The 11,724-nt window shown below is 42.2% G+C and carries 14 protein-coding genes; 2 read left to right on the plus strand and 12 right to left on the minus strand.

Translation table 11 applies throughout. The features are described from left to right. Positions 1 to 3: 3 nt before the first annotated feature. From BFW96_RS06860 to fabH, 7 genes are all read right to left on the minus strand, one after another. Positions 4 to 954: an ABC transporter permease gene (locus BFW96_RS06860; RefSeq protein ID WP_015252362.1), complete on the minus strand. Its 951-nt coding sequence runs from the start codon at positions 952 to 954 to the stop codon at positions 4 to 6. A 74-nt stretch (positions 955 to 1,028) separates the two neighbouring features. Beyond that, the gene (locus BFW96_RS06865; protein ID WP_069839013.1) at positions 1,029 to 2,657 is read right to left on the minus strand and encodes a peptide-binding protein; all 1,629 of its coding nucleotides are present in this window, start codon (positions 2,655 to 2,657) and stop codon (positions 1,029 to 1,031) included. Between the two features lie 87 nt (positions 2,658 to 2,744). After that, entirely contained in the window at positions 2,745 to 3,734 is a 990-nt protein-coding gene (gene appF, locus BFW96_RS06870) for an oligopeptide ABC transporter ATP-binding protein AppF (RefSeq protein WP_069839014.1), read from the minus strand. Beyond that, a complete protein-coding gene (appD, locus tag BFW96_RS06875) occupies positions 3,731 to 4,717 on the minus strand; it encodes an oligopeptide ABC transporter ATP-binding protein AppD (protein ID WP_069839015.1) in 987 nt (328 codons plus the stop codon). Before appD ends, appF begins: the two co-directional genes overlap by 4 nt. A 191-nt stretch (positions 4,718 to 4,908) precedes the next feature. Further along, the gene (locus BFW96_RS06880; protein WP_040083456.1) at positions 4,909 to 5,694 is read right to left on the minus strand and encodes a DUF2268 domain-containing putative Zn-dependent protease; all 786 of its coding nucleotides are present in this window, start codon (positions 5,692 to 5,694) and stop codon (positions 4,909 to 4,911) included. A 74-nt stretch (positions 5,695 to 5,768) separates the two neighbouring features. Beyond that, on the minus strand, positions 5,769 to 7,010 hold the full coding sequence (gene fabF / locus BFW96_RS06885) for a beta-ketoacyl-ACP synthase II (protein ID WP_069839016.1): 1,242 nt from the start codon (positions 7,008 to 7,010) through the stop codon (positions 5,769 to 5,771). 22 nt (positions 7,011 to 7,032) lie between these two features. After that, complete coding sequence (gene fabH, locus BFW96_RS06890) at positions 7,033 to 7,971, minus strand: beta-ketoacyl-ACP synthase III (protein ID WP_014663519.1); 939 nt, start codon at positions 7,969 to 7,971, stop codon at positions 7,033 to 7,035. A 164-nt stretch (positions 7,972 to 8,135) separates the two neighbouring features. On the opposite strand from fabH, the gene yjzB reads away from it, so the two are divergent. After that, positions 8,136 to 8,363, plus strand: a complete 228-nt coding sequence (gene yjzB / locus BFW96_RS06895; protein WP_080478200.1) for a spore coat protein YjzB — start codon at positions 8,136 to 8,138, stop codon at positions 8,361 to 8,363. Positions 8,364 to 8,392: 29 nt separating this feature from the next. On the opposite strand, the gene comZ is transcribed toward yjzB, so the two are convergent. The 4 genes from comZ to BFW96_RS06915 form a co-directional block, all read right to left on the minus strand. Continuing rightward, positions 8,393 to 8,584: a ComG operon transcriptional repressor ComZ gene (gene comZ, locus BFW96_RS06900; protein ID WP_003224559.1), complete on the minus strand. Its 192-nt coding sequence runs from the start codon at positions 8,582 to 8,584 to the stop codon at positions 8,393 to 8,395. A 14-nt stretch (positions 8,585 to 8,598) separates the two neighbouring features. Beyond that, positions 8,599 to 9,552, minus strand: a complete 954-nt coding sequence (med, locus tag BFW96_RS06905) for a transcriptional regulator Med (RefSeq protein WP_069149366.1) — start codon at positions 9,550 to 9,552, stop codon at positions 8,599 to 8,601. An 89-nt stretch (positions 9,553 to 9,641) separates the two neighbouring features. After that, on the minus strand, positions 9,642 to 10,196 hold the full coding sequence (locus BFW96_RS06910) for a hypothetical protein (RefSeq protein ID WP_069839017.1): 555 nt from the start codon (positions 10,194 to 10,196) through the stop codon (positions 9,642 to 9,644). An 81-nt stretch (positions 10,197 to 10,277) separates the two neighbouring features. Next, on the minus strand, positions 10,278 to 11,012 hold the full coding sequence (locus BFW96_RS06915) for a hypothetical protein (protein WP_069839018.1): 735 nt from the start codon (positions 11,010 to 11,012) through the stop codon (positions 10,278 to 10,280). A gap of 250 nt (positions 11,013 to 11,262) precedes the next feature. On the opposite strand from BFW96_RS06915, the gene BFW96_RS06920 reads away from it, so the two are divergent. Further along, a complete protein-coding gene (locus tag BFW96_RS06920; RefSeq protein ID WP_003245236.1) occupies positions 11,263 to 11,448 on the plus strand; it encodes a YjzD family protein in 186 nt (61 codons plus the stop codon). A 45-nt stretch (positions 11,449 to 11,493) separates the two neighbouring features. On the opposite strand, the gene BFW96_RS06925 is transcribed toward BFW96_RS06920, so the two are convergent. Then, entirely contained in the window at positions 11,494 to 11,673 is a 180-nt protein-coding gene (locus tag BFW96_RS06925; protein ID WP_003245356.1) for a YjzC family protein, read from the minus strand. Positions 11,674 to 11,724: the final 51 nt, after the last annotated feature.

Below are 11,724 nucleotides of genomic sequence, written 5' to 3' on the forward strand. Positions count from 1 at the left end.
CTTTTAATATTCAATTCTCGGATCAACTAATGCATACAAAATATCTGCAATCAAGTTTCCCAGTACAACCAAAACAGCAGAAATCACAGTCATGGCCATAATAACCGGATAATCTCGAGAGAATGCCGAATCAATAAATAACTTTCCTAATCCTGGCCAAGTAAAAATCTGCTCAACTACGACAGCACCGCCAATAAATGACGGAATCATTAATCCGAAAATTGTAATAACAGGAAGCAGGCCATTTCTCAAGCCATGTTTGAAAATCACTTTATTTTCTTTAAATCCTTTGGCTCGAGCTGTTCTTATATAATCTTGCTTTAATACATCAAGCATACTTGATCTTGTATAACGAGTAATACCGGCCATATCCGCAGTTGCTAAAACAAATGCAGGCAAAATTAAATGATGGAGCCTGTCAAAAATGTTAAAGTCAGCGTTTAAAGTGCCGACACCTCCCGTAGGAAACCAACCGAGATTTACGGAAAGAACCATAATAAGAATTAATCCGAACCAGAAATTTGGTATCGCCAGCCCTAAAAATGACGTGACAGTAATACCATAGTCAAGCTTAGAATAAGGGCGTTTTGCAGAAAGAACACCGAAAGGAATTGAAATCAGAAGAGCAACAAGAGTTGAAAAAACCATAAGCACCAGAGTATTTGGCAAACGTGAAAGGATTAGATCGGAAACTGGTGTCCCCTTTTTCACAATAGATGTCCCAAAGTCGCCTTGGAGCATGTTCCCAAGCCATTTTAAGTACTGAACAGGTTCTGGATCATTGAGTCCATACTTTTCAATAAATTTGGCTCTGTCAGCTTGGCTGATTGTCGGATCCATCATAAGTGACATCGGATCACCTGGCGCCGCTTTCATTATCGCAAATGATAAAATTGTAATGCCCAAAAGAATTGGCAGAGACATTAATGTTCGACGAACAATATATGTAACCATATTCTTGTCCCCTTTTCTAAAATAGGATAAAGAGGAAAGGATGCATAATCCTCACCTCTCTAGGGATTTAACTATTATTGTTCAAGCCACCATTTTTCAATATGATATAAGTCATTTTTCGGATGGAATACATAGCCATGCATGTTTGTCGGGATTGCCCTATGATAATTGTAATAAAACAGGAATGAATAAGGCTGGTCCTCAGCAATCAATTTATAGATTTCTTCGTATTTTTTCTGATATTCTTTTCTGTCTGTAATTGATTTAGCTTCTTCTAAAAGTTTATCGACTTTAGGATTCTTATACCATATGTTGTTTAATCCGTTCTTAGATTGACTGGAGTGGAAAATTGAAAATTGATCTGGGAATGTAGCCAAACTCCAACCGAGCAGTAGTGCATCATAATCCCAATTCGGTGCGCTTGTTTGTTCAATAAGAGCACTAAATTCTACAATTTGCGGTTTTGCTTCAATTCCTACTTCTTTAAGTTGCTGCTGAACAACAACTGCTAAATCCTCCCGAATCTTATTGCCCTGGTTCGTTTTAATGGTAAATGAAAATTTCTTTCCGTCTTTATCAAGGTAACCGTCTCCATCTGTATCTTTCCATCCTGCTTCTTCCAAGAGCTTTTTAGCCTTTTTAGGATTGTAATCAAATGTAGGTACATCACCTTTTGGATAGTTCCAAGAAAGCGGACTTTCAGGAACGTTTGCAACTTTTCCATCACCATTTAACACCTGATCTACCATTGCTTTTCGATCAAGCGCATACGTAAGAGCTTGGCGGACTTTTTTGTCTTTAAATAATTTATTTTTTTCATTCCATCCAATATAACTGTAGTTCAAACCAAGATCAGATTTAACTTGAACATTATCAAATGTTTTAACTGTCTCAAAGTCTGTGCCTGGTACAACAAAGAAGTCAATATCCCCAGCTTTTAATTGAGCAACAGCGGCATTAGAATCAGGAATCGTCTTAACTGTCACTGTATCTAAATACGGTCTTCCGCCATAGTAGTCATCATTTGCTTCAAGTTTTACATAATCGCCCTTTTTCCATTCAACAAACTTGAATGGACCCGAACCAATTGGATTCTTCCTGTTAAATTCATTTTCGCCTAAATCTGCAACTGGCACTTTCCCTAAAATGTGTTTGGGCAGAATGCCGTAGCTGCCTAAAACAACATTATAAAAATATGCATCTTTTTTCTTTAATTTAAATTCAACTTCATAATCACCTTTTTTTGTAACAGATTTTAGTGATTCAAAACCAGAACCGCGTTCACCATTATAGTCCTTATTTAAAGGTATGCTATAAGTGAAAACAACGTCATCGGCTGTAAGTTCTTTTCCATCATGGAACTTTACACCTTTTCTAATTTTGACATCATAAGTCAGGCCATCTTTGGATTCTGTTACTTTTTCAGCTAAAGCAGGTTTCACATTTAGTTTTTCATCCGTCTCTAATAATGTACTATAGATCATCCCTTCAATATCTGAACTGGAAACGTCTGTAGAATAGAGTGGATTAAACAACGTTGGCTCCCCAGTTGACCCTACAACCAAATCCCCGCCTTGCTGCGGTTTGCCTGCTGATTTTTTCTCACTGCTGCTGCTCGATTTTGAGCCCGAGCAGGCTGATAAAAAGATGGCCAGGACCATCAATACACTTAGCATCATCAGTGCGGTTTTCCGTCTTTTCATTAGATATTCCCCCTTTTAAAATGTTCGTTCTTCTCAGCTGTTGTTTATGTAGTATGCATACCCCCTCTCAAAGCTGTGCGGGCAACATTAGCTATAAAGGTGACAAGCCACAAAGTGGCTGGGAGCAGCTTCTTTAAATTCTGGTATTTGTTCCTTGCATATCGGTTTTGCAACAGGGCATCTTGTGTGGAATACGCAGCCTTTTGGCGGGTTGGCCGGACTTGGCAGCTCTCCCTTCAGGACAATGCGTTCACGTTTGACAGATCCTTTTTTTCTTGTAACCGGAACGGAGGATAAAAGCGCTTGGGTATATGGGTGAAGCGGGTTGTCATAAAGCTCATGCTTGCCGGTCAGCTCCATCATTTTGCCAAGATACATCACTCCGACTCTGTCGCTGATATGGCGGACGACACTTAGATCATGGGAGATAAATAGATACGTAAGATCAAATTCCTCCTGTAATTCCTCCATCAAGTTAATCACTTGGGCCTGAATGGATACATCAAGTGCGGAAACCGGCTCATCAGCAATGATCAGCTCTGGATTTAAAGTGAGTGCTCTGGCAATGCCGATCCGCTGACGCTGGCCGCCGGAAAACTCATGGGGATAACGTCCGGCAAACGACGGGTGAAGGCCAACTCTCGCAAGCAGCTCTTCGACTTTCTCGTTTCGTTCACGCATCGTATACATGTTGTGCGTATTAAACGGCTCCTTTATGATAGACCGCAGCGTCTTTCTCGGGTTTAACGAGGCAAATGGATCTTGGAACACCATTTGAATATTTTTGCGGACACTCTTCCGCAGCTTCTCCTCTGACAGATTGGAAATATCCTGCCCTTTAAAAAGAATTTGGCCTTCTGTTGGTTTGTACAGTCTGATCATCGTTCTGCCGGCAGTCGATTTTCCGCAGCCCGACTCTCCAACGATTCCGAGTGTCTCTCCTTTTTTTAACGAAAATGACACACCATCCACCGCTTTTACATCACCGACTTTTCTTTGAAAAAGGCCTGAGCGGATCGGAAAGTATTTTTTTACGTCACGAAGCTCTAAGATTATTTCTTGATTAGCTGCTGTCATGATTGTTCTGCACCCTCTTCCTCATATAAAAAGCATCTCACCGTTCTTCCGCTTTTGTGTGTCAAAAGCGAAGGCTGATTTGTCCAGCACTTATCCATAGCTTTCGGACACCTTGGGGCAAAACGGCACCCCGGCGGCAGATTATCAGGTGTAGGCACGCTGCCTTTAATCGCATTTAATTTATCAATCTCTCCATCTATAACAGGAATTGACGTAAGCAGGCCTTCTGTATAAGGATGAAGCGGTTCTAAAAATAAGTCATCAACAGTGGCGTTTTCTACGACTTGTCCGCAGTACATGACAATCACTCTATCAGCCGCTTCGGACACGACACCTAAGTCGTGTGTGATCAGAAGAATCGATGTGTTGAACTTCTGGCAGAGATCTTTCATGAGCTCCAGCACCTGGGCTTGTATTGTCACATCCAGCGCTGTCGTGGGTTCATCGGCAATGAGCAATTTAGGATTACAGCTTAGTGCGATGGCAATCATCACCCTCTGTCTCATACCGCCTGACAGCCGATGCGGGTACTCCTTCATTATTTGCTCCGCCCGGGAGAAACCGACCATCTGCAAGAGTTCAACAGCTCGCTGACAGGCTTCTTTTTTCTTCATGTTTTTATGGTAAATCAGCACTTCGGTAATTTGTTCTCCGATTGTTAACACCGGATTAAGGGAGGTCATTGGTTCTTGAAAGATCATGGATACTTCGTTTCCGCGGATTTTGCAATAATCGTTTTCAGTGAATGAGGTGAGGTCTTTGTCTTCGAGTTTAATAAAGCCGTCCATGATTTTTCCGCCTGAGCTTTGGACGAGGCCCATAATTGATAAGGAAGTAATGCTTTTTCCGGAGCCCGATTCACCTACAAGCGCGACGGTCTCACCTTTGCTGATGTGAAAATCGACTCCGTCAACCGCAGGGATCGGCTCCTTTTTCCGGAAAAAATAAGTCTTTAAATTATTCACTTCTAATAGTGTGCTCATGCTAGCTCCCCTTTCCCCCCTCTTGTGGTCAATCGTTTTCAAGAGAAAGCAATCCCTTTATTCAGAAATAATAAATAATATTGAATTATCGAAAAATTTTATAGTTGTATATTATTACAATCATTTTGCAAAATCAAGAATTTTTTAGGATAAATGTAATATTATTAACGAAATTCCATTATTTTATCCTTTTAAAGCATTGCATCCAAAAAGGTTTCAGCAGGAATGGAAAGTCCGTCTGCAGTGCTTGCCTTGTTGGCAGTTAAATACTTTTTTACAATATTGAATCCAACTGCGTATCCAAGCATTTTCGGCTGATATCCTTTGCCGAATAACAGCTGGGGAAATAATCGATCATCCCGTTTGATATCCTGATGGGGCGCAATCTTTTTTTCATATAAAGCCTGAAGCTGCTCTGGGGTATACCAAGTCGTCCATTCAGCCGTTTGACTTCGGCCGAACCTCTCATAAACAGCATATTCCGCCAGCCCTTCCATGATGATTGTATCAAGTAATGTGACATCCTTTTCCTCTTTTGTGAGATGACCTAACCGGCAAACATGATGATACTCATGCGTCATCAGGGCAGATACTGATCCAAAATCTAAATCTGACGAAAGAAAGAGGAACATTTTGTCTTGAAACGCGAGTCCTGATTTTGATCCAAATTCTAAACGAATTCTCCTATTTCGTTCATCAACCGGCAGCGGAACAATTGGTACATCAGGACCTTGCCATTTGTTTTTAAGATACTGTTCTTCCTTTTGGATATGCTCGTAAAAACCTTTTTCCTTCAGCTTGGAAGCTGTCTGAATACCCTCTGTCATGTTTTTAAACATCCCATGATGCTGAAGATGCCCCAAAATGCCCTTCCAGTTCTTTTTCCCCGCACCTGAAAAAAGCGGGATAATGTAAGGTGCCAAATCATCTATTGAAGCAGCCTTTCTGAGCCAGCTATGTGTTTGTTCTACACTCATGTGATCGCCTCCTCTTTTAATCTATGCACACAAAAAAAACCGGCTACCCTTTAGGGGCAGCCGGTTTGGCTTGATTATGATTGATATTTTTTAAAGATTAATGTTGCATTGTGCCCGCCGAATCCTAATGAGTTGCTGAGAACATAATTGAGCTCCTGTCTGCGAGCTTCATCAGGCACATAATCCAAATCGCATTCTTCGTCAGGTGTTTGAATATTGATTGTCGGCGGGATCACGCCTTCTTTAATGGCAAGGATAGAGAAAATGGCTTCAATACCGCCAGCTGCTCCTAAAAGGTGGCCTGTCATTGATTTTGTAGAGCTTACAGCAAGTTTATGCGCATGCTCGCCGAAAACGGTTTTTATCGCCATTGTTTCGTATTTGTCGTTGTAATACGTGCTTGTTCCGTGAGCATTGATATAATCAATTTCTTGTGGCGCAATGCCCGCATCTTTAATGGCTTCTTGCATCGCTCTCGCTCCGCCTTCGCCGTCTTGGGCCGGCGCTGTGATATGATAAGCGTCCCCTGTCGAACCGTAGCCGACAATTTCTCCGTAGATTTTAGCACCGCGGGCCAGGGCATACTCAAGCTCTTCAAGAACGATAATCCCTGCACCTTCACCCATGACAAAGCCATCACGGTTTTTATCGAACGGGCGGCTCGCTGTTTTCGGATCTGGATTAGTAGACAGTGCTTTGTTGGCACTGAAGCCCGCGAATGACATTCTTGTCAGCGGCGCTTCTGTTCCGCCTGTGACCATCACGTCTGCATCACCGCGCTGAATGACTTTAAACGCGTCACCGATAGAGTTCGTTCCTGTAGCACATGCTGTAACCGTACAAGAATTGACTCCTTTCGCTCCTAGCGCAATAGAAATCTGGCCTGTTGCCATGTCAGGAATCATCATTGGCACGAAAAACGGGCTTACCCGTCTCGGGCCTTTTGTTAGGAAGATTTCAAATTGAGATTCTAGTGTTTCAAGTCCTCCGATACCGGAGCCTACCCAAACACCGACTCTCGGCGCAATCTCATCCGTAATGTTAAGATCTGCGTCTTCAACTGCCATTTTCGCAGCTACAACCGCATATTGTGTAAAGCGGTCCATTTTTCTGGCTTCTTTTTTATCCATATAATCTTCAACATTGAAGTCTTTTAATTCAGCGGCTACTTTTGCCGGATATTCTTCAGCATCAACACGAGTGATCGGACCGATTCCGGACACACCGTTGATTGCGTTATTCCAACTTGTATCGACGTCGTTGCCAAGCGGAGATAATGCTCCAAGGCCTGTAACAACTACTCTTTTTTTAGTCATCTTGTGTGCACCTCACCTTTTTTTATCGGCCCCAGCGGATTGCAATGGCGCCCCATGTTAGTCCTCCGCCGAACCCTACCATAACGACCACATCGCCGTCTTTGATTTTACCGGCTTCCAATTCTTCTACAAGAGAGATCGGAATGGATGCGGCAGAAGTATTTCCATATTTATGAACGGTTTTAGACATCTTTTCGACAGGAAGCTCTAAACGCTCGCGTGCAGCTTCCATGATGCGGATGTTCGCCTGATGCGGAATCAAAAAGTCGACATCCTCTTTTGAAAGTCCAGCTTTTTCAATGACATTTACGCATGATTCTCCCATTTGGCGGACTGCAAATTTGAAAACTTCTCGTCCATTCATGATTGTATGTCGTTTTTCATTCAGATACAAGTGCTGACCGCCTGTGCCGTCGGCTCCTAGCTCAAATGAAAGGATTCCTCTGTCATCACTGACTGGTCCGACTACCGCGGCGCCTGCCCCATCTCCAAACAGAACGGCAGTATTGCGGTCTTCCCAGTCTGTAATGCTTGAGAGCTTCTCTACACCGACAACTAGAACATGTTTGTAGGTTCCGGATTCAATAAATTGTTTTCCGGTTACAACGCCGTACATAAAGCCCGCACAAGCAGCGCTAATATCCATAGCACACGCTTTTTTAGCGCCGAGCTGTTCTTGAATCATACAAGAGACCGTAGGAAATGACTGATCAGGTGTAACAGTTGCAACCAGGATCATATCCAAATCCTCAGCAGCCACTTCAGCTTGTTCCAGCGCATGTTTCGCTGCCGCAACAGCCATATGTGATGAATACACATCATCTGCGGCAATTCTTCTTTCTTCTATTCCAGTTCTTGTACGAATCCACTCGTCAGAAGTTTCAACCATTTTTTCAAGATCATGATTTGTTAAAACCTTCTCAGGAATGTAACGTCCAACACCAAGTATTCCAGCTTTCATAAGGGAAGACTCCTTTATATCTTAAATTTAGAAGATCAATCAGGTTGTGATCAATTATTAGTATCAGGTACTAATTCTATCCTATTTTTTTTCGCATGGCAATATATTCGTCTAAACTATCAGTTCAACTTACTCATAGAGTATTGTATATAGAAAGGAGGCGTATGCAGTTGGATGTATTTTCAAAAATGATGTTCGGCGATTCCGCAAAACCAACAGAAGAGAAGGAGGAACAGCAAGAGGAGGTTTCTCAGACCAACGACGAAGAGACGATTCATTACATGCATATTATGGACCAAATCGGTTCAATTATGAACTCTCTTGATCAAATCAAGCCCGCTCTAAAGGAGCTTGCGCCCATGATCACCGCGATTAAAAAGAAAATCATGTGAAAAGCCACTTTCGCAAAAGTGGCTTCTTTTTATTCGGTTTCAGATTTAGCATCAGACTTGCCAAGCTCGTAAGCTTCCGCCATTACCGTTGTAAATAGATTCATAAACGGCTGTATGGCCTCCATTGAGAGCTCAATGCCTGATTTCTCAAGCTGTTCTTTCGCTTCAGGGAGGTATTTCATGGCAATTTGCAAGAATTCAAGTGATTTTTCGTGCTGCATGTGACGTCACTCCATTACTCGTTTTTTGGCAGCTCGCCTGTTTTGTTGTACGTTTTGATCAGCTTGGCGATTCTTTGCTGAAAGTCTTCATCGACGAGCGGGCTGAATGTTCCCATCTCGACTACTCCCGTATTCAGGTCGTAGTAATGATCGCCGCCTTCAAGGGTGCCTTTGTTGAATTGCTCAGCAATGATTTCATAGGCCTTGTCCACATTTTGTACCGTGCTGGTTAATACGGTATTCTCGCCCAGGTCCGATTGATCTGTAACGTAGCCGATGGCATAAAGCCCGTCTTTTTTGATTTGCTGAATAACAGGAACATTATACCCGTCTCCAGCAGGATACACAACATCCGCGCCTTCGTTCTTCATTTTCTGATAAAGCTTTACTGCTGTCGTATCATCATCCCAATGATCCGTATATTTCGTGTTTACTTCTATATCTGGATTTTCATACTTGGCTCCTTTGATAAAACCGTCAACCTCAGGCTGCCACGTAAAGGAAGCAATGACACCGACCTGATTCGTTTTCGACATATGGGCAGCAGTCATTCCTCCAAAAAAGCCCATTGCTTCCCCGCTAAAATGGACACTCGTCACATTGTCAGCTTTCGCTTTCGCATTGGAAATGACGAATTCCATATCTGGATAATCTTCGCCGACCAAGTTAAACACCTCTGCATATTCACTCCCATGGCCGTAGAGCAGATTGACGCCCCGCTTATGAAAATCCTCAATCGCATTTATGATATCTTCTTCTGTTTTAACGCCTTCTTTATAGTAGACGTCCACATTGTATTTGGATTGTATATTCAGTAATCCTTTATACCCTTTTGTGCCCCATACGAGGTCATTAATCGTATCAGGAAAGAGCATGCCGACCTTCTCAATTTTTCCTTTGAACGGAGTTTGTCCACATCCACTCAATAAAAGGAGGACAGAAAAGATCATGACAAGCCTTGTGATCAAGTCATGTTCAACTCCTTTTGACAAGCTATAACATGTATTGTTTTATACGTTTATTGTATCTAGAAAACTCGAAACATGGAAGGTTTTTCTTAATATTTGTCGAAAATTGATGAAAATTGTCTTTTCCACTCGATAATTTTTGTTTTTGCTTCTTCTTTTGAGGTTTTTTCTGATACTTGTAATTCAAAAAACTGATCTTTGCTATGACGGCCTTCTAATAGGAATTTCAGCAACTCGTCAGCCACATCGTCTGTGTAATAGCCGTCTCCCTCTGTTTCTTCTTTCCATGGCCCATACATTTTCGGCAGGAACACGGCTTTTTCCGAGCCTGTTTTTTCACGCTTCTCCCATTCTTTCCGGTCTTGTTCATATACTAAAATATAAGAAGAATCATATTGGTCCAAGGGCAAAAAATCTCCAAACTGGATACAAATTGTATCATACTTTTGATCTCCAATGCGTTCAAGCTGGCGAAAGAGTTCATTTCTCCCAAGCCACATGAGTCTTTCTTCTAAGTACATTTGTCTCATTTTATCTTCTGTTTCCGCCAAAATAACGTCAACATGTATGCCTTCATCCATCATTCGTTCACATAATGAAAGGCCGAAAAATTCGTCCGCACCTACAATCAGCGTTGATTCCATTGCATCTGCCGCCCTTCCGGTTTTTCATTTTCCAAAACAAAACAGCCTCCGCAAAAGAGAAGGCTGTTGTCATTATATTCTCTATAATTCTTTTTCATGACTATGAAAGAATTTGCAGATTGATGCATAAATTCTGCTCGGATGCTCAAATAAATGAAATGTCATGTCGACCGGTGAGCCTTGCTTTTGCAGTTTTTCCTTGAAAGCTTCCGCATGTACGCTGTAGGGATATGGAGCTCCGGTCATACGCTGCCATATATGAACCGGAACGCCGCTCGGATAGCTTTGAATGGTTTTGTAACGAAGCGCTTCCGCTTCTTTTTCAGAGATTCCGTAGCTTTTCGATACTTCTTTCAAAAATTGCTTATAGAAAAATTTATTTTCTTTTTCTGATTCATAATGTGCCTGAAGATCGAGACAAGGATTCAACATTGCGGCTGAGCGGATATGATCCGGGGAAAAACGAAGCAGTTCATCGGCCACGAGAGCACCCATGCCTTCTGCTAAAATATGAATCTTCGGATTGAGGATTTCCTGCTTCATCACGGAATGGATCAGCTGTTTAGCATAGGTGACTGCTTTTTCCGCCCCCCAATGCCTTCCGAACAGATTGCTGTTAAAAAGAGTATATCCTTCATTCCTCAACATATTCAGAAGCTGATTTCTGCCGTAATGCTGCAGCCAAAAGCTTGAATCTTCCCCGACAAAGTGGGTTCTGTCCCCCAAGATAAAGATGCCGAAGCCGTTCGGGCGATAGGGCAGATGAATGACATTATGCTCCGTTCCCAGTTGAAAGTATCTTTCCGTTATTCCCATCGCTTGCCCGCCTCCTTTCACACTTCATCTCACGCTATCTTATGTAAATAGAAAAGAAACGAATAAGGTAAAGTCCTAGCCTTTTACATTTTTGGCTATTACACTGATTGACGTTTTTTATATTTTACCATTAAAGTGTGACGAATCAGACTCTTTTGTCACCTCACTTTCTGCTAAAATTGGATTCCCCCTTCGCTTTTTGTATGGTATGATAGCTTTTAGAATAGAATGAGAAGGACGAGGTGGAAACGTGCGATATATTATTGCCTTTATTTGGACGTTCCTTTTATCACATATGGCATGCTACTTGGTTGCAAGCATGAACAGCGTTACGTATAATTTCAAAACATCATCTGTCATTGCTGTTGTACTGTATGTCTTAATCATGGTTTTAGCAGAAATCATGCCTATGAACAAAAATGCAAGCCAGCATTAAGAAGCCAAAAACCCAAAACATTGATTGTTTTGGGTTTTTTAGTGGTCACGGCTTTCTTTTGTATGTCCACAGCCGGTTGTGATTTGATGTTTCGGGAAACATTTCCCCTGCTGACAGATGAACCTTTTGGGGGTTTTTCACCATGCTCCCTGTCTCGCCGATCTCTACGTAGACACCGTTATTAGGCGCTTTCTGTCCGGGCCGGAATTGATGCTGCTGTCCCACAGTTTTTCCTCCTTTTCCTTTTTGCTGTAGTATGCGCCTAAGCGGCTGTGA

The organism is Bacillus sp. F56 (genome assembly GCF_001748205.1).
GTDB classification, from domain to species: Bacteria; Bacillota; Bacilli; order Bacillales; family Bacillaceae; genus Bacillus; species Bacillus stercoris.